The organism is Sulfurimonas sp. HSL3-1 (genome assembly GCF_039645995.1).
Classification (GTDB): Bacteria; Campylobacterota; Campylobacteria; order Campylobacterales; family Sulfurimonadaceae; genus Thiomicrolovo; species Thiomicrolovo diazotrophicus.
In genome coordinates this window covers 2202509-2220368 of the sequence record NZ_CP147920.1, presented here as the reverse complement: position 1 = coordinate 2220368, position 17860 = coordinate 2202509, and the positions used below count along the sequence as shown (strand labels likewise).

The 17860-nt window shown below is 56.9% G+C and carries 15 protein-coding genes; 10 read left to right on the top strand and 5 right to left on the bottom strand.

Annotated elements, in window-relative coordinates:
- Positions 1-39: 39 nt before the first annotated feature.
- The gene (locus tag WCY31_RS11290) at positions 40-1356 is read left to right on the top strand and encodes a sugar transferase (protein ID WP_345972447.1); all 1317 of its coding nucleotides are present in this window, start codon (positions 40-42) and stop codon (positions 1354-1356) included.
- 43 nt (positions 1357-1399) lie between these two features.
- On the top strand, positions 1400-3541 hold the full coding sequence (locus WCY31_RS11285; protein WP_345972446.1) for a YjbH domain-containing protein: 2142 nt from the start codon (positions 1400-1402) through the stop codon (positions 3539-3541).
- 211 nt (positions 3542-3752) lie between these two features.
- Here WCY31_RS11285 and WCY31_RS11280 read toward each other — a convergent pair whose 3' ends face one another.
- The gene (locus WCY31_RS11280; protein ID WP_345972445.1) at positions 3753-5396 is read right to left on the bottom strand and encodes a hypothetical protein; all 1644 of its coding nucleotides are present in this window, start codon (positions 5394-5396) and stop codon (positions 3753-3755) included.
- 387 nt (positions 5397-5783) lie between these two features.
- On the bottom strand, positions 5784-6254 hold the full coding sequence (locus WCY31_RS11275) for a hypothetical protein (RefSeq protein WP_345972444.1): 471 nt from the start codon (positions 6252-6254) through the stop codon (positions 5784-5786).
- Between the two features lie 165 nt (positions 6255-6419).
- Here WCY31_RS11275 and WCY31_RS11270 point away from each other — a divergent pair, with 165 nt between their 5' ends.
- The 6 genes from WCY31_RS11270 to WCY31_RS11245 all read left to right on the top strand — a co-directional run bounded on the left by WCY31_RS11270 (position 6420) and on the right by WCY31_RS11245 (position 11239).
- A complete protein-coding gene (locus WCY31_RS11270; RefSeq protein WP_345969890.1) occupies positions 6420-6671 on the top strand; it encodes a helix-hairpin-helix domain-containing protein in 252 nt (83 codons plus the stop codon).
- Positions 6672-7308: 637 nt separating this feature from the next.
- Positions 7309-8160 carry an N-carbamoylputrescine amidase gene (aguB, locus tag WCY31_RS11265; RefSeq protein ID WP_345972443.1) on the top strand — a complete coding sequence of 284 codons (852 nt, stop codon included), beginning with the start codon at positions 7309-7311 and terminating at the stop codon, positions 8158-8160.
- 65 nt (positions 8161-8225) lie between these two features.
- Positions 8226-9116, top strand: a complete 891-nt coding sequence (locus tag WCY31_RS11260; protein ID WP_345969888.1) for a DUF234 domain-containing protein — start codon at positions 8226-8228, stop codon at positions 9114-9116.
- Between the two features lie 35 nt (positions 9117-9151).
- Positions 9152-10168, top strand: coding sequence for an aldo/keto reductase (locus WCY31_RS11255; RefSeq protein WP_345972442.1), 1017 nt, complete (start codon positions 9152-9154; stop codon positions 10166-10168).
- Positions 10169-10190: 22 nt separating this feature from the next.
- Entirely contained in the window at positions 10191-10763 is a 573-nt protein-coding gene (locus WCY31_RS11250; protein ID WP_345972441.1) for a C40 family peptidase, read from the top strand.
- Positions 10724-11239 carry a hypothetical protein gene (locus WCY31_RS11245; RefSeq protein WP_345972440.1) on the top strand — a complete coding sequence of 172 codons (516 nt, stop codon included), beginning with the start codon at positions 10724-10726 and terminating at the stop codon, positions 11237-11239. The genes WCY31_RS11250 and WCY31_RS11245 overlap by 40 nt, the downstream gene beginning before the upstream one ends.
- Positions 11240-11249: 10 nt before the next feature.
- On the opposite strand, the gene WCY31_RS11240 is transcribed toward WCY31_RS11245, so the two are convergent.
- Entirely contained in the window at positions 11250-11420 is a 171-nt protein-coding gene (locus tag WCY31_RS11240) for a hypothetical protein (RefSeq protein ID WP_345969886.1), read from the bottom strand.
- Positions 11421-11688: 268 nt separating this feature from the next.
- Here WCY31_RS11240 and nfo point away from each other — a divergent pair, with 268 nt between their 5' ends.
- Positions 11689-12540, top strand: coding sequence for a deoxyribonuclease IV (gene nfo, locus WCY31_RS11235; protein ID WP_345972439.1), 852 nt, complete (start codon positions 11689-11691; stop codon positions 12538-12540).
- A gap of 436 nt (positions 12541-12976) precedes the next feature.
- Here nfo and WCY31_RS11230 read toward each other — a convergent pair whose 3' ends face one another.
- Together WCY31_RS11230 and WCY31_RS11225 are read right to left on the bottom strand one after the other, a co-directional pair.
- Positions 12977-15097 carry a hypothetical protein gene (locus tag WCY31_RS11230; protein WP_345972438.1) on the bottom strand — a complete coding sequence of 707 codons (2121 nt, stop codon included), beginning with the start codon at positions 15095-15097 and terminating at the stop codon, positions 12977-12979.
- Positions 15098-15106: 9 nt separating this feature from the next.
- Complete coding sequence (locus WCY31_RS11225; RefSeq protein ID WP_345972437.1) at positions 15107-16420, bottom strand: OmpP1/FadL family transporter; 1314 nt, start codon at positions 16418-16420, stop codon at positions 15107-15109.
- A 187-nt stretch (positions 16421-16607) separates the two neighbouring features.
- Between WCY31_RS11225 and WCY31_RS11220 the strand changes: the two genes are divergently transcribed.
- Complete coding sequence (locus WCY31_RS11220; protein ID WP_345972436.1) at positions 16608-17855, top strand: OmpP1/FadL family transporter; 1248 nt, start codon at positions 16608-16610, stop codon at positions 17853-17855.
- The last annotated feature ends 5 nt before the right edge of the window (positions 17856-17860 follow it).

Here is a 17860-nt window from a genome sequence, read left to right as displayed (position 1 = left end):
TTTAAATATTAAAAAATAGATAAAAATAAGAGGTATTGAATGAGAGAGGATTCTGCGCGTCTGGTATTGATGCTTTTTGATGCCGCAGGGGTCTACGTCAGTATTGTGCTTGCTTATGTCTTTGTCTGGTGGTTAGAAGAGGATTTAAATGCTGTCCCTGGGGATCTCAGCCACTATACGGATAAATTGATCGTCTACATCCTGGTGATTTTGACATTCATCACGTTAAAACTCTACCGTTATCGCCGTGACTTTTGGGACGAAACCCGCCTCATTCTCAAAGGGCTCATTTTGTCGTTTTTCATGGTCCTCTCTGTGCTGGCGCTGAACAAATCGGTAGCGGACTATTCGGACGGGATTATTATCCTCTCCTACGTCTTCATGAGCTTCGTGCTTCCCTCGACCAAGTTTGTTTTGAAACGCTACTGGAACGTTTTCGGTCTGTGGCCGAAAAAAGCCTCTGTCATTTCGGGCAATTCGAAGATTGGGGACATCATCTTCGGGAACCGCTATCTTGGGTATGTCAAAACAAGTCCGGCGCACTCGGATGTCGTTTTTATGGATACCTCCGGTAATGCGAAAGATCACATCGAAGCACGCCTCTCCAAACTGGTGCGTCAGAAAAAGAAGATCATTTTTATCCCGCTGCTTAACAGTTTCGACTACACGCGTGCGGGGATCGTCAATGTCTTCAACGCCCGCACCAATATGATCGTTTTGGAAAACGCGCTGCAGAAACGTTCGAACATTATTTTGAAGAACAGCTCCGACGTTGTCATGAGCATTCTGCTGCTGCCGCTGCTTGTTCCGGTTTTTGCGCTGATCGCCTTTTTGATCAAGCGGGAGGAGCCGAAGGGGAGCGTCTTCTTCAAACAAGAGCGGCTGGGCAAGAACGGCCGGACGTTTGTCTGCTATAAGTTCCGCTCCATGCGTGAAGACGGGGACAAGGTCCTAGAACAGTATCTGCAGACGCATCCTGAAGAGGTCGAGAATTACCAGGTCTACCACAAATACGAGAATGACCCCCGCATTACGAAGATCGGGGCATTTCTGCGCCGTACCTCGCTGGACGAACTTCCGCAGATCATCAATGTGCTCCGCAGCGAGATGTCGCTCATAGGCCCGCGGCCCTATATGCTTAACGAAAAAGCGAAGATCGGCGCCGATATCGATCTGGTCCTTGCGGTCAAGCCGGGGATCTCCGGTCTTTGGCAGGTCAGCGGCCGCAGTGACGTCGATTTTCACTCCCGCGTAGCGATGGACGTCTACTATACACGGAACTGGCGATTGTGGATGGACTTTGTCATCTTCTTCAAAACGATCAAGACCGTACTTGTCCGTGAGGGTGCAAGCTAGGCAGGCCCACATCCGGTCTCCGTATCGGTCAAAGGAACACGCGATGCGGAAACAACAGAAAAGCAATAAAAGGGTCATCGCCCTTAGTGTATGGTTATGCCCGCTTGTGCTTTTCGGCAGTGATCTGACGCATTCGCTCTCCATGCAGGGCTACACGGGGATTATCAATACCCCCAACGCCCAGGTTATGAACGAAGGCGATATTACGCTCTCTTTTAATAACCAGTTCGACAACCATCAGCGCAACTATGATTATGAGCAGGACTACCGTTACCAGGAAGATTACATCTTTGGCAGCGGGCTGCTCCCCTTTTTTGAGCTCCAGGGGCGTCTCTCCGAAGCCAGGGGGTTTCACCGCGACCTCTCGGGCAATGTAAAAGTGCAGCTGCCGTTTCCGCTGCTTCACCCCTATCTTCCCAATGTCGCGCTGGGGTATCAGGATATCGGGAGTTCCGTCAATTTTTACGGCAACAAGTACGTCGTCATGGACAAGGAACTCTGGTTTGTCCGTCTGTCGCTTGGCTACGGGGTCAGTGATATTGAAGGGAATGGAGCCAAGATCAGCCAGCGTATGGACGGTATTTTCGGCGGGGCCGAGGTGCGTACCTTCGACTGGTTTTACCTGCTGGGGGAGTATGACGGCAGGGAAAGGCATGCCGGCGTCCGCATTGAGACCCCCCGGTCGTGGAGCGACAGGGTAAAGTTCAACAGCATTGTGGCTGCCAACCTCTCCGATGACAACAGCATTAGTTTGGCCTTTAACCTTGTCTTTTCACTCTACGAGCATGAGCGGTACACCCCTGACAGCGTAGAGAGAGAGGGGAGTGCTGCTGTTCTGGTGACGGAGGAGAGCGTACCTACCGCTGCTCCCGACCTGCCTGCAGTGGAAGAGCTGACAGCCAGTATAGAGCGCAAGCAGACAGAACCGCCGCGCCCGTTGGGCGACCTCGCGCCGCGGTTGTCGGATGCCGGGCTGGAGAATGTGACGGTTGCGACCAAGGGCGATACGCTCTACATTGCTTACGAGAACAGTGTCTACGAGTGGAATGAGCTTGATGCCCTCGGCATTGTTATTGGCACTGCCTCTCATTATGCCGGACGCTATAGCCGCTTCGTTGTCGAACCCCTCAAGAGCAGGGTGCGGGTGACGGCATTTCACGGTTCCCTTGTTGCCGCCGCGGCGTTCTTCAAGACTCCCTCTTACACGACGAAAACAGTGTTTACGGATTCGCTCTTTGAATCGCACCCGATCGACAAAGCAGGGTATGTGGTGGTTACGGACACGGAAAACGGGACGCTATTCAAGCCGCGTCTCGCTTTGAGCCCAAAACTCTCCACCTTTGTCGGCACCGAAGCGGGGGTCTTTGACTACCAGCTCTTGTTGCGTCTGACCGGGACAACGACTCTTTTTAAAGGCCTTGATTTCGGCATCCAGTACGACGAGCCTGTTGCCAACTCGGAGGAACTTGACCCCGGCGGCATGTTTTGGCGCTACTACGACAACGGCGGTATCTACAAAACGGAACTCAGTTATAGCTTCAATCTGTTCGGGGTGCTTAACAGCCTCAGTGCGGGGCAGTATGTCTACGACTACGCGGGGGCGATGGATCAGCTCATGTATACGGTCGGGCGCCATACGCTGCAGCTCAAAGGAGGCTACTTCCTCAATATGACGGATGGTTTCGAGGACGATAAAAAGACACTTTTTATTGCCGGCTACAGCTACCATTATGTCCCCTGGGACTTCTTTTTGAAGGTGCAGGGGGGACGCTACTGGTACCAGGACATCGGTTTCGACGTAACGCTGAAGCGCTTTTTCGGCGATACGGCGGTCTCGCTGGGCTACCTGCAGAGCCGTCCGCAGAGTGTGCCCCTTCACCAGGCCGAAGAAGTGAATCACTATGTTGCCCTCGCCGTCGAGATCCCTTTGGCACTGCGCAAGAGCCCTGTGGACAGTCGTTACCTCCAGCTAAAAGGGGTCAACAGCTGGCAATACGGTCTGCGCACGACTGTGGCTCGCTCCGATGGGAAAAATTGGATCGTTCCCGGCAGCGGCAGCGTGTTGGGGAGTATTTTCGAAGGTGAGCCTTATTTTCGCAACCGCAACCGGCTCAGTGCCGAATACCTGAAGTACCATCTAGAAAGAATGCTGAACGCCTATGAAAAGTATGCTGGGCAAGAGTAACCTGTACTATAGATGCATAGGTATGGAGCGTTGAAAGGTTTATTCGTGCGTCGGGAAGTATATTCCGACTGGATAGATTGATAAAGATAAGCGTCATCGATCTGTTTTCAATTGAAGCGCGACAGGTAGTTGTAATGTGTTGGGACGTTCGTTCACTGAGGGGAATGTCAGAAGAGTGAGGGAACACGCACCTTTTGTGCGTGCGGCCCTTTTAGAGGTTGGTACCGCCTGTTCCACCGGTGCCGCCTGTCCCGCCAGTAGCGCCTGTAGCACCGCCGTTGCAGTAGTCGTCATACTTGGAACCGAGGGTGAAGACGATCGTCTGATCCTGCGTCTCACCGGCCTTAATGTTTACCGAGGAGAAGGTGGAGGTGTAACGATCCGTCCCATACATATAGACACGGATATTCGTATTCTGGTCCGGTGCGATCAGAATGCCGGCGACACCGTCGAGCCCGGTAGAGACGCCGGTGGCTGTCCAGGCCCCTCCGGCGGTTTGCATAATGATACTGGCGGATGGGATAGGGTTTTGCTTACTGCCGTTGCGGCATTCTTCTACAACGCGGACTCTGACGGGGGTTTTCGGTACGACCGTCCCGACATGCAACGCGGCCTGACACCCCGTATCGCTAAAGGTAACGGTGGTGCTGTCCCGTTTTTCGCCGTCGTAATAGAGCGTCAAGGTGACCGGTAGGTTTCTCGGTATGTTGTTCAGCTCATAAGAGCCGTCGCCTGCGTAATCGAAGACCTCTCTATGGAGGCCGCGTGCTTTGACTTTGAGTGAGGTAATGACTTCGGTACCCTGGGAAAGATCGGCGATGTCGACATAGGCCGGTCTGCAGCGCTCACCGCCATACCAGTCGAGATTCCAGTAGCTCAAGTGCGAGGCTTCATAGACAATCTTGTACGTCGTCGCGTCGTTTGCCAGCACTTCGCCCTGACCCTCATAGCTCCATTCGCCCGTGGTCTCCTCGTAGCTCCAGATAGGGATGATATCGCCGATGGCAATGGGATTGCCCGTTTCCGGGTTGAGGCTCCCGATGGGAACGAGCATTTCAATCGTGATAGGGTTGTTTTCGAAGGATTTGATACTTTTGCCATCGTCGTCCGTCATTTGGATCGCCGTAAAGCCCGCCGATACGAAGTCGACGGCTTGCGTACTCGTGGTGTTCGTCACCGTATTGGGCACGCCGGCTGCTACGACAGACATCCCTCCCGGGAAGGCTTCGACCGCATCGGCGGTGAAGTTGGTTGCCTGGACGTGCACCGTACCGGTCGCCGGTTGCCCGTCGGCTGTTTTCATCACCGTGCCCGCGGGAATGGTGATTTTCTGGCTGACGGAGACGTTGCCGTCGGTCGTATTGTTGAGGGTGACTTCGACGGGACCGGTCGTCGTCCCGCCGGAGGTCGTCACGTTCTGCTCTCCCATCGCGATGCCATTCACTGTTGCACCGTCTTGAAAGACGACCATCGTCAGGATCTTGTTGTTGGCCCCGTCGCTAATAGTCATCTCTGTCCCGGTGGTAAGATACCCCGCCTTGCTTGCAAGGATTTTAACGTTGGCGCCGACAGAGCTGTAAAACGCGATGAGACCGGTCTCGTCGGTTGTCAAAGCTTCCGTAATCTCTTTGCCTTCGATGTCCAGGGCCGTCCCGTTAAAAGTGACGCTCGCACCCGTTACCGGGAGACCTGAGGTGTCAACGACGCTGACCGTCGCGATACTATCCTGGGCCGATAGGACGCTTGGCGTCTTGGTCGAATTGCTCGACGAGTTACATGCCGTGATCGCAGCGACGGCAAACAGAATTAATCCGGAGAGAAGTGTTTTTCTCCATAGGGAGTGCTGGGAAATCATTCAAAGTTCCTTTTATTGAGAGGATTGTAATAACCTGGCGTGCCTGTAGAAAGCGCGCAGCCTTTTCAAACATTCAGTGACACTCTAGGTTTTTTTAGATTATTTTTTTATAAAAAATAACACCGTAATACAAAAGGACAGCCAAAAAATAACATTTGACAATAATATAATTTTTAAATATGCATATAGTATTCACAAAACTAATGCTTCTTCTCGTAGGGAATGGGTTTGGATTGTTTGCAAGGGTCAAAGGGGATGGTGGTCATCATCAGAGTCTCATTCCCTCGGTAGTTGCACCAAGGTGAGCGGGATTCCCCAAGCTGATGCCACCGATAGTTCATGGTGAGAGGACAATAGTCACATGAACGGTCGACAGGAGACAGCCTGTTATGTTCGTGCGCTGCTGTTTTTCATCTGTCGTTCGTCATACATGCGCGCTAATATTCCATAGATATCCGCGATATCCCCTTTCAGACGGTGAAGACCGTCTATCTCTCCCGTCTGCAGGACGCTGTTCAGTGCCGTTAGCATCTCCTGCAGTTTCGCTTCGATCGTCCCGTTTCCTGATACATCCCCCGCCATGGTCTTTTGGGATGGAAGAGTCTGGTGTTCAGGCGGCAGCCGCTTCAGTTCCGCTTCGAACTCCTCCTTCACCCGTTCGATGTCGTAACGGTAGTAAGGTTCCCCCGTACGTCCCGTATAGGCTTTGGCGATGCCGTGGACGACGGCCTGCTCGAAAGGGAAACCTCTCTGCTCCGGATGGTCGGGGTCGCGGATCTTCAACGTATAGAGTATCTTGCCGACGGCCTTGGCGTCGACGCCGTAGGTTTTGCCGATCTGGGTCATGGTCTGGTACATGAATTACTCCTTGTTCCGAATTATGGATGAATATACAATATCAATATAAAATACTAAAAAATAATAATATTGCACTATGAAATATAAACAGTTAAAAAATATTTAATACTATTTCAGTAGGATTGCAGAAGGGTACCCGGAACTTTTCATTAAAAAGGAGTCGAAATGGGATTCGTGAAGAAAACCGCGGCGGTGCTTGCCGCGCTGGTGATCAGCATACCTCTGTTCGCGGGGGTTAACCTCAACACAGCGACGGCGGAGGAGTTGTCCAGTCTCAAGGGGATCGGCCCGGCGACGGCGGCGAAGATTATTGAGTACCGCAAAGAGCACCGCTTCAACAGCATCGAGGATATCATGAACGTCAAGGGAGTAGGTGAAAAGACCTTTCTCAAGCTCAAGGATGAGCTCGAGGTCTGACCTTGCTTTGCCGGGAGCACTCCCGGCAAAAAGCTTCCGGGCGATTGTGGAAACCCTGTGCGATGTGCCAGGGCATTTACCGGCGGAACCGTTCTCCTCGTTGGTTGATGCCTGTAAGCTCGGCACCGTACAGGGTTTTCAGAGCTGCCCCGGCGTCATGGCGTGTCATCCTGTGCTATGCGTTGCTTTCTTCTTCCGTCAAAAAAGCTTCGACGTGTTTAAGTCACTTCTTCCCCAATTAGCCTCGGTCCTCCGAAGCGCATGTAATTAATAGGCAACTTGTCGTTAAGCGTGCCTTGAAAGCCGCTGCGGAGGCACAAAGCCGGGAGCAGCGTGCGATTCGCGCAACGACGATTTTCTTTTGTTTCTTTTCTTTGTAAAAAGAAAAGATAGAGAAGAGTATCGCTTTGCCACTTTTTTAGAAAAAGTAGCGCAAAAAGCGGCCTTTCGCGAATCGCTCGCCCTTCCCGGCTTTTTGCCTCCAGGGCGGCTTACAAGGAGCGCTCAAGGCCAATGTCTGATTTCATTCTATGCGCTTCGACGGGCCGAAGCTCTGTGACTGTATTATGAATCACTTTCGCAGTACAGCAGTGCGCGAAAGCGGTATAATTCGGTTTAGTTTGATTGGGAGAAAACCATGGTGAAAGTCGCCGCTATTCAGATGCGCATGGGTGAGGATAAAGAGGCCAATAAGGACCGGGCGGAAGCGCTGGTACGCGAAGCGGCGGCAGGGGGTGCGCAGATCGTGCTGCTGCCGGAACTCTTCGAAGGGCTCTATTTCTGCAAGGATATGGACGAGAAGTATTTTACGTGGGCCGAACCGCGCCAGGGTCACCCGATGATTGCCCGCTTCTCGGCGCTGGCGAAGGAGCTCGGCGTCGTGCTGCCGCTGAGCTATTTCGAGCGCGACGGCGAGCGCTATTTCAACTCCCTGGTGATGATCGATGCTGACGGGTCGGTGCTGGAGAACTACCGCAAGACCCACATTCCTTCCGGTCCGGGGTACGAGGAGAAGTTCTACTTTGTGCCGGGAGATACCGGGTTCAAAGTATGGCAGACACGTTTCGGCAAGATCGGCGTCGGCATCTGCTGGGACCAGTGGTTCCCGGAGACGGCACGCTCGCTCGCGCTTCTGGGTGCCGAACTGATTTTCTATCCCACCGCCATCGGCAGCGAACCGGAGATCAACGTCGATTCCAAAGAGCACTGGCAGCGGGTCCAGCAGGGGCACAGCGCCGCCAACACCGTCCCCGTCATCGCAGCCAACCGCATCGGCGAGGAGGCGGGGGAGAGCTGCACGCTCACCTTTTACGGCTCTTCCTTCGCGACGGACTATACCGGCAGGAAGATCGCCGAGGCCGACCGTGAGAGCGAAGGGGTCATCTATGCCGAGTATGACCTGGACGAGATCGCCAGACAGCGTGACTACTGGGCGCTCTTCGCCGACCGCCGACCGGCGATGTACGGCGAGATCTGCAAAGAGCGCTGAACGTACCACTTCCCCTGAGGCCGGGCCCTGTGCTATAATGCCCCCATGCTGACCGAGGGCCTCCATTGCTGCTGAACCAACTGCGCCGTTTCCATGATGAGACGTTCCCCGATTCGATGGAGACGCTCATTGCATATTTCGCCGTATTCGGCGAGAGCGGCATCGAGATCGATACGACCATCCCGCTTTCCGAACTGATCGAAACGAAGATACTGGACCACTACGGCGAACACTACAACCGCATTCATACAGGCTTTCTCGAGGACCGGCAGGTGATTGCGCTACTGCAGGCCGTGGCGAAGGGGGACCGCCGTATCCACTCCGCCTGCCGCCGGGCGCACATTAGCGAAGCGAAGGGGGGCGAGCTCGTCGACCACCTGCGTACCCTCGGCATCCTCGACCTGGAAGCCTCGCGGGAAGCGCCGCCGGAAAAGAGCTACCCGAAGCAGAAGCTCAAGCGGGAGGTCGCCCGCCACCGTATCTCGCACAAACTGCGCTTCCGTTCGCCTTTCCTGCGCTTCTGGTTCCGTTTCGTCTCGCCGCAGCACCGCCGGATTGAGCAGGGGGACTATGAAAGCGTATTGCAGCGTTTTGAGGAGCAGGATACGGCCTTTACCGGGCTGGTCTTCGAGGAAATCTCCCAGCTCTACCTGCGCCATCAGTTGGGGAACGACCCCTACCTGCGCTGCGGCAGCTACTGGGACCGGGTGATCGAGCTTGATATCCTGGCCCGCGCCCCTGACGGCGGCTTTATCGTCGGCGAGTGCAAATGGACCAATACCAAGGTCAACCGGGGCGAACTGCAGAAGCTGCAGGAGAAGTGCGCCCTTGTCGGGCTCGAGCCGGAGCAGATCTGGCTTTTCGCGAAACGGGGATTTTCCAACGAGCTTGACGCGATGCGCAGTGATACGCTGGTGCTTGTCTGTGCGGAAGAGATGAAAGAACTGATTGAGTAGCGTGCAGGGAACGCCACACTTTTAGGAGGATAACAATGGAATACCGCTACATCGGCCGAAGCGGCCTGCGGGTCAGCCCGATCTGCCTGGGGACGATGACCTTTCCCGGGCAGTGCGACGAGAAGAGCGCCTTCGCCATTATGGACAAGGCCTACGCGGCGGGGGTGAACTTCTATGACACCGCCGAACTCTACCCCGTTCCGCCGCGTGTGGACCTGGCGGGACAGACCGAGGAGATCGTCGGACGCTGGCTTAAAACGAAGCCGAGGGAGAGCATTATCCTCGCCTCCAAGGTCGCCGGGGCGGCCTCGGGCTGGTTCGTACCCCCGGTACGCCATGGGCTGACGGCCATGGACCGTTTCCATATCGAACGGGCGGTCGAAGGCTCTTTGAGACGGCTCGGGACGGACTACATCGACCTCTACCAGATGCATTGGCCCGATACTGTTGTGCCCGTCGAGGAGACGATGGAGGCTTTCGACCGGCTGGTACAGAGCGGCAAGGTGCGCTATATCGGTACCTCCAACGACACGGCCTACGGGACGGCGAAGGCCCTGGCCGCTAGCCACTACAAAGGGCTGGCGCGCTTTGAGTCGATTCAGAACAACTTCTCCATGCTGAACCGCCGTTTCATGGACGAGCTGGCCACCCTCTGCCGTCAAGAGCAGATCTCCCTGCTGCCTTATTCGCCGCTGGGCGGCGGCGTGCTCAGCGGGAAATACAATCAGGCGGAGATAAGCGGGGGGCGTTTCGCGGACTATTTCAAATCCCCCAATGCCCGTCAGCGCCTGATGGCCGCACGCTTTGTCAATGACAAGACCCTGGCTTCCACGCAGCGCTATCTCAAGATTGCCGCCGACGCGGGGTTGGACCCGGTCACGTTGGCGGCAGCCTGGAGCAAGCAGCACGACTTTGTCGCCTCCACGATCATCGGCGCGACCCGCCCCGAGCAGCTCGACGCGTCGCTCGCGGCCATGGAGCTGACCCTCTCGGCAGAGGTGATGGCGGCCTGCGACGCGGTACACGCGGACATTCTTTACCCGATGGGCTGAAAGGTTCGGTGCGAGGATGAAATTGAGAGGCGTATGGCAACTGGTGGGCCTGGGCATCGCAGCACTGCTGCTCGGCGGCTGCTCCACCCGTTACGTCGAGCGCAGACCGTCGCCGCCCTCGGTTGTCAATGCCGCCGACAGGACCTTTGCGGCGCTGCCGCCGATGGAGGAGGTGTGGCTGCTGCAGGAGGAAGTGCAGGCTCCGGCGCCGCAGCCGGTGAGCCAGGATCCGGCCCTGGCCAAACTCTACCCTTTCCAAACGAAGTGGCACCATGTCCCTTACCGTTACGGGGGCACGGGGCCGCGGGGGATCGACTGCTCCGCATTCGTGCAGCAGGCCTATCGGGAACTCTTCGGCATCAGGCTGCCCCGGACAACCCGGCAGCAGGCAAGCTGCGGCAGTGCCGTATCCCGGCAGCAGCTTCAGGCCGGGGACCTTGTCTTTTTCCGCACCAGCGGGCGGGACCGCCATGTCGGCATCTATCTCGAAGCGGGGAAGTTCATGCACGTTTCCACCAAGTACGGGGTGATGATCTCGAGTATGGATAAGCCCTATTGGCAACGGCACTACTGGACGACAAGAAGGATCAGATGACGATCAGCAGATTGACAATGTGGCTTTTACCCATACTTGCAGGCGTACTGCTCGGTGGCTGTGTCATGAAAAAACCTCCGGTTACGGCGGCCTATGTCGTCGTGTTCAAGACGCCGCAGTGGCGGTTCGCCGACACGGGCTATATCCGTAAGGGCGACGGGGTGGCGGAGCTGGAAGTCTTCGAGGCGGGCCAGCGTATTTTGCGACTGCAGATCGAAAGCCTCGTCTGTATGGAGGGGGAGGGGTGCCTCGCCAAATCGGCCTTCAATGCAAAATACCTCAGCGCCGCCTACCCCGACGACCTCTTCTATCATCTGCTGCGCGGCGAGGCGATCATGGAGCGCCGGAATCTCGTGCATACCGACGAGGGCTTCGAGCAGCAGGTGGGCGGGATCGTCTACCGGGTCACGGCGGAGCAGATATACTTCCGGGACCTCGAACACGGGATACTGATCAAGTTCAAACGGTTGCAGTAAACCAACAGTGCTATGAGCTTCGGTTCCCGAAGCGCATAAAATCGATAGGCGACCTGTCGTTAAGCGTGCCTTGAAAGCCGCCCTGAAGGCATAAAGCCGAGAAGGGCGTGCGATTCGCGCGACGACGATTTTCTTTTGTTTCTTTTCTTTGTAAAAAGAAAAGATAGAGAAGAATGTTCATGCCACTTTTTTAGAAAAAGTAGCGCAAAAATCGGCCCTTCGCGAAACGCTCATCCCTCCCGGCTTTATGCCTCCGGGATGGCTAACAAGGAGCGCTCAGGGCCAGCTCTCTATTGATTTAATGCGCTTCAGGTTACTGAAGCGTGCTGTTTATCAAGAACCAATGACCATTTGCCAATAGTACTTAGTCCCTGATACTACCTGTACTCCTTTCGTCCCCTTTAACTCCTGTTTGGTTATGCTTCTGCCTAAAAACAGGAATTTTTATCATGAGCAATAAATTTGTCGGTGCACACACGTCGGCTTCGGGCGGGGTCTACAACGCCATCACGAATGCCGAGGCGATCGGGGCGCAGGCCTTTGCCCTCTTTACGAAGAACCAGCGCCAATGGAAGGCCAAGGATCTGGACACGGAGACGATAGACACTTTCAAAAGGCTGCTGGAAGAGAGCGGGATCGCCCCAAAACACGTGCTCCCCCATGATTCGTACCTGATCAACCTTGGCCACCCCGAAGAGGAGAAGCGCCAGAAATCCTTCGACGCCTTCGTGGACGAAGTCGAGCGTTGCATGCAGCTGGGGCTCGACCGGCTCAATTTCCACCCGGGATCGCACCTCAAGCAGATCGGTGAAGAGGCGTGTCTTGACCGGATCGCCGAGAGCATGAACCGTACCCTGGACGTGACCAGCGGCGTGACCCTTGTGCTGGAGAATACGGCGGGACAGGGGAGCAACCTCGGCTGGAAGTTCGAACACCTGGCCCACATCATCGACAAGGTCGAGGACAAGTCACGCGTCGGCGTCTGCATCGACACCTGCCATATGTTCACGGCGGGCTACGACATCCGCACCAAGGAGGCCTACGACGTCTCCATGGCGGAGTTCGAGAACATCGTCGGCTTCAAGTACCTGCGCGGGATGCACCTCAACGACTCCAAGCCGGACCTCGGCAGCCATGTCGACCGCCACGACAGCATCGGCAAAGGCAAGATCGGTCTGGAGGCGTTCCGCTACATTATGAACGACCCGCGTATGGACGACATCCCGCTCATCCTCGAGACGATCGACGAGACGATCTGGGCGGAGGAGATCAAGCTGCTTTATTCCCTGGAAGAGCGCTGACGTCAATCATCAGTGTCATTCTCCCTATACCTCTCTTGCCACTTTTTTAGAAAAAGTAGCGCAAAAAGCGGCCTTTCGCGCAACGACGATTTTCTTTTGGTTCTTTTCTGATGAAAAAGAAAAGAATGAACAGGATGTTTTATTGCCATTCTATTTGCTTGAAGAAGCATGAGGTGTTGTTTCCTTTCTTCTTTACGACTCGGCATTTAGTGCTTCGCATGTATGGCGCTTTAGCGCTTATGCTCGCACAAAGAAGAAACCGAACCGGAAAGAAGAAAATGCGAAAGGCTGCCGCTTTCGGGATACTCCATTCCTCGGTGATCAAGCGGACACGCTCATGACCGTTTCTGACATGACAAATGAAGCGGATACTGACATTCTCACCTAGCATCTAGCACTCGCCCCGGAGGAAGTCCACTCGGGGGATAGCACGCTGCTACTTGATGATCGAAGGATCGTTGACCTGGATCGCCGTACCGTTGCTGTAGATGAAAGAGATCAGCTCGGTGTGGTACTCCAAGAAGGCGTCGAGGCCGTACTGCGGGTCAAGCGGGGAGCGGTGCTCGCCTGCGGTGACCCGGGTGACAGTCCTGTTCGTATCGGGGAAATAGTATGGCCCGACAAGGGCGCTTTTATTGAGGTCTTTGGCCTGGGTGAAGGCGATAAAAGGGTTGCCGCCTGCAAGCGGGTAGCCCGCCACGGCGGCGGGGATATGCTGGTCGCCGCTCCCCTCGGTGCCGTCGCCGATCGCCTGCATTTCAAGGATGGGGAAGGTGTTGGCTGCCCCGATGCCTGCCGTATAGTTCGCCGGGTCCGCGTCGTCGATGATTGTTTGCGTCGCGTGGAGGAAGGCGCTGTATTCCGGCGTACCCGGCATGATGCCGTAGACGGCCAGCCCGGCATTGATCTCCGGCGCGAAGACGGGCGAGCTGATCAGGAAGGGGATCATCTGCTGTCCGGGCATCATCATGACGGCGCTTTGCAGCGCGCCCGTCTGGTTGAGGTAGCCGATGGAGGCGATGTTGCCCAGGGAGTGTGACAGGAAACTGATGCGTGAACCATCAAGGTTGCTCAGCGTCGCGTTCAGTTCCAAGACCACCGCCGAGGCGATGCTGTTCGTCAGTTCGATGAGGTCCGAAGTCGTCTGCTGCAGATTGTCCCTTGTGGTCGTGACGTTGGCGAGGTTCATGAAGTGGATCCCCGTCGAGTCAATTACGCCGTCCGGTGCATAGGCGACGACGGTGCCGTAGGGGTTTTCCGTGACCAGGTCGACATTGAAGGTGCGCTCCAGCGCTCCCATGTAAAAGGGATTGAGCGTCGTATTGGATTCCGTGACACCGTGCAGCGGAAGGTCGATGGCGATGCCGACGTAGCAGGCCGAGGCCAGCGTTTCGCCGTAGACGAAAAGGTCGGTACGCACACGGGTGATACCGTGCTGGTAGATCACGACCGGCCAGCCGGCCGCCGGTTTCGTACATCCCGAAGCGGCACTCGGGACCGTCGCCACGACCGGTACGGTGATGTTGGCTTCGATGATCGGCACAAAGGGTGCGCTGTAGCTGAACTCGCCCGCCAGGACGGGCAGGGGGTTCAGCGGCGACCCCTGCGGCATGTATTGCGGGAGGTTGGCGAGGGTCCCGGCAAAGATCTCGGCGCTGCCCGTCATGAGGGTGGTATCCATCCCCAGCTGAGCAAAAAGCGCCTTGGTCGTGATATTGACATCCTGGATGGCGAGGGCGGCGTTGGTGTCATTTTGCGCATACTGGGCGATACTGCTCTGCACGGCGCCGATCATCTGAGTCCGGAAGGTCCAGATCTGCACCGTTTTGGTCGGGTCCTTGCCGGCCACGGCCAGGGCGTAGAGCATGGCCTGGTTGCCCTGGCGGATCGCTTCGAGGGCGGCGGCACTCTCGGCGTCGATCGCGCCGCCGGCCTCGACAGGGTTCGGTGAGAGGGTCAGGGCTGTTGCGTAATCCGGGGCGAGGACGCGGCCGTCGCTGTCGTTGAGGTCATTGGTGAGGACGGCCATGTAATTCGTCAGCGACTCCAGCGGTTTCATCGGTACGATGGCAACGGTGCTGCCGCTCTGGGCGGCGGCAAAATCGACACCGTAGACGAGGGTGGTGTTGATACCGGTTACCGCCCCGGTCGTCGTATTGACGTCGACCTTGTAGAGCTGCACGCCGACGGGCAGGGAGCTGGCGTCGAGCGTGACCCCCTCACTGATCGGTGCGGTAATCGGCATTGTCGTCGAGAAGCCAGTCAGGGTATTGAGCTGGCGCTTGACATTGGCGTCGGCGTCAGAAGGTTCATAGGGGATGTTGAGGGTCTGGCCGAAGTCGTAATCGTCCGCCCCACTACTGTTGGGGGCGAAGAGAATATTGTTGGGATAGGGGATCGTTCCCGTCGTCGGGTCGAAGAGCGTATAGCCCGCAATGAGGTCGTCGACGGTTTGGCCGTTCAGGCTGTCCTGCAGATCCGTGCTCTTGTCGCCGTCGCATCCGGCGAACAGCAGCATGAAAGCCGCCGCGGTCAGGGTAAGTCGGTTATGGCGCATCGTTGCCTCCTAAAATTTCATGCTCAGCTGGACACTGAGGATATCGACGCTGGAATCGTACGTCCCTTTGAGGGTGTGGTTGAGTTCCGGGATGCTGGATTCAAAGGTGTTCTCGATCTTCGTACTCGCGACGAAGAGGTGGCTGTAGGCCGCGTCGATGCTAAGCATGCCGTTCAGGGCGTAACCCGCCCCGATCGAGAGCCAGAAACGGTCGTTGTCCGGGATGCGCGGGGTACGGCGGTAGCGGTTCTTGACGGCCTTCTGGTCATAGGCGAAGCCCGTCCGGAGCACAAACTTCTCGCTGACATGAATGCGCTCGCCGATCGCGATGCGCCACTGGTCCCGATAATCTTCGGTTGTGACGGAGTCGGGCTGGGCCGGGTTGTCGTACTTGATGCGCAGCTCCTGGAAACTGCTCCACTGCGTCCAGGTCACATCGGCCATCAGGTCGAGTGGCCCGAAGTTGTGAAAGAGGCTGAGCGACGCGGAGGCCGGCAGGGTGACGTCGGCGCTGAGGGCCGTATCGGTAAAGGCGCCGGTGCTGACGACGGGGGCGGCCGCCGCGGGGACGCGGAAGTCGGCTTTGCCCTCGACATGCTGGTCGACGGCGGAGCGGTAGGCGAGGGCAACCCGGGTATGCTCATCGACGTTGTAGAGTACCCCGACGTTCCAGCCGAAGGCCAGGTCGTTGTAGTTGTCGCCGGTCAGGTCGGCAAAGCCGTCCGCGCTGCCGGGCGTCCCGAGCAGGGCACCGAAGTCGACGGCACTGGTAAGGGTGATGTCGAGCAGCTGGACGCTGACCCCGGCACCGAGACTCCAGTGCTCGTTGATCCTGTAGGCGATCGCCGGGTTGATGTTGACGGTTTTGAGGTCGGATTCGACGGCGTGGTAGCGTCCGACCCAGTCGTCGTTATACTCTGTCACCAGCCCGAAGGGGGCGTTGATGCTGAGCCCCACAAAGAGCTGATCATCGATCTGCCCGCTGTAGTAGAAGGTCGGGATCAGGGCGGGGGTGTTGCTGTTCGCATCGGGGCCGCTCAATGCGCTGCCGTCGGCGAAGGTGGAGCCGTTGTTGCTGAAATCGGCCGAGGGGAGGATGGCATTGATCGCCCCGACGACGTTCTGGCCTCCCAGCAGCGTCATCGAGGCGGGGTTGAACCAGACGGTCGAGGCGTCCTCTGCCGCCGCCCCGCCCGATGCATAGGCCACGCCCATGCCCGAGGCTGAATTCTCAATAATGCCGAACCCGGCACTGTGTGCGCCCGCCGTGGCGAGCAGCAGCGCCGCGGCGCTGTAAAGCGGATGGAGACGCAATCTTCCCATAGGTCATTCCCTCTCTTCGTTGTTAGTGCTGCTGTTACTATAGATGAGGTCGCTATAAAATGAGATTAAACGCATCAAAACGGTGAGCCACGATGAACGGCGGTGCACCACGGTATTATGACAATTCTTTGGGGCAATTGGATACCATAAGCTTATAGATAGACTCTAGGGATCAGGAGAGAGAAGGATGAAGAGAGCGCTTCTGTTGGCGACGGCAGCTACGGCATTGACGGCCGGGGGATACCGCATTCCCGAAAACTCAATCAACAGCCTGGCATTGGCCGCGGCCTATGCCGCCAACGCCAACGGGGCGGATGCGACCTACTATAATCCGGCGAATATGGTCTTTGACGATGCCGTGCAGAAGGCGGAGGCAGCCCTGACCTATATCGGCCTGACCGGGGTGCACTTCAACGGCTCTGCGCCCCAGGCGGGGGTCGTCGGCACGGATACGAGCGGCTCCGATGCGGAACGCGAGAACTTCTTCGTCCCGACGCTGCACTATGTCTCTCCGGCCTTCGGCGACTGGCGCTTCGGTGCCTCCATGCTCTCGCCGGGCGGGCTCTCCAAGCGCTGGAACGACCAGCCGGCGCGAAGCTACGCCTGGGAGGTGACCGTGCAGACGATCGAGTTCAATCCGACGGTGGCCTACCGCATCACGCCGGAACTCTCCGTCGGGGGCGGCCTGCGGGCGCTCTACGTGCAGGGCGTCGTGAAAAGCGGTTCCATCGGTTCGCGGGACATGGCGGGCGACGGGTTCGCGTTCGGGTACAACCTGGCGCTGAGCTACCGTCCGACGGAGGCGCTCAAACTCGCGGCGACCTACCGCAGCGGCATCGAATTCAATATCGAAGGGGATGCGAAACTCTACTTCCCCGACGACGGCGCCTATAACGGTACCCTGCTTTACGACACCGGAGGTTCGGTCAGCCTGCCGCTGCCGGCGGTGCTGCAGGTGGCCGCGGCATACACCTTCAATGAAGGGAGTGCACAGTCAACGACGGTCGAATTCGTGTATGAAAAAGATTACTGGTCCGCCTTCAAGGACCTGGATTTTGATTACGACACCGACATCGGGGCGCTGGCCATGTACTTCGATGACCCGATCCCGAAGAACTGGAAGGATACGAACGTCTACCGCCTGGGCGTCACCCAGGGGCTGGACGCGTGGACGCTGATGGCGGGCATCGCAATCGACGAGACCCCGATTCCCGAGAAGACGCTCAATTTCGAGCTGCCCGATGCCAATGCCATCATCTTCTCCGCCGGGGCGCGCTACCACCTGGACGACGCGTGGAACCTCGGCGGCGGCATCCTCTATGACCACAAAGAGGATCGCAGAATCGACGGCACCGTCAACGACAACAATATCGACGGGACCTTCACGAATACGGCCGCTATCCTGGTGACACTGGGCGCGGAGTACCGTTTCTAGGTTCC

What these genes read in the sequence shown, in the direction of transcription:
- WCY31_RS11290 (WP_345972447.1), top strand. Translation starts at nt 40, where the DNA reads ATGAGAGAGGATTCTGCGCGTCTGGTATTGATGCTTTTTGATGCCGCA.
- WCY31_RS11285 (WP_345972446.1), top strand. Translation starts at nt 1,400, where the DNA reads ATGCGGAAACAACAGAAAAGCAATAAAAGGGTCATCGCCCTTAGTGTA.
- WCY31_RS11280 (WP_345972445.1), bottom strand. Translation starts at nt 5,396, where the DNA reads ATGATTTCCCAGCACTCCCTATGGAGAAAAACACTTCTCTCCGGATTA.
- WCY31_RS11275 (WP_345972444.1), bottom strand. Translation starts at nt 6,254, where the DNA reads ATGTACCAGACCATGACCCAGATCGGCAAAACCTACGGCGTCGACGCC.
- WCY31_RS11270 (WP_345969890.1), top strand. Translation starts at nt 6,420, where the DNA reads ATGGGATTCGTGAAGAAAACCGCGGCGGTGCTTGCCGCGCTGGTGATC.
- aguB (WP_345972443.1), top strand. Translation starts at nt 7,309, where the DNA reads ATGGTGAAAGTCGCCGCTATTCAGATGCGCATGGGTGAGGATAAAGAG.
- WCY31_RS11255 (WP_345972442.1), top strand. Translation starts at nt 9,152, where the DNA reads ATGGAATACCGCTACATCGGCCGAAGCGGCCTGCGGGTCAGCCCGATC.
- WCY31_RS11240 (WP_345969886.1), bottom strand. Translation starts at nt 11,420, where the DNA reads ATGAACATTCTTCTCTATCTTTTCTTTTTACAAAGAAAAGAAACAAAA.
- nfo (WP_345972439.1), top strand. Translation starts at nt 11,689, where the DNA reads ATGAGCAATAAATTTGTCGGTGCACACACGTCGGCTTCGGGCGGGGTC.
- WCY31_RS11230 (WP_345972438.1), bottom strand. Translation starts at nt 15,097, where the DNA reads ATGCGCCATAACCGACTTACCCTGACCGCGGCGGCTTTCATGCTGCTG.
- WCY31_RS11225 (WP_345972437.1), bottom strand. Translation starts at nt 16,420, where the DNA reads ATGGGAAGATTGCGTCTCCATCCGCTTTACAGCGCCGCGGCGCTGCTG.
- WCY31_RS11220 (WP_345972436.1), top strand. Translation starts at nt 16,608, where the DNA reads ATGAAGAGAGCGCTTCTGTTGGCGACGGCAGCTACGGCATTGACGGCC.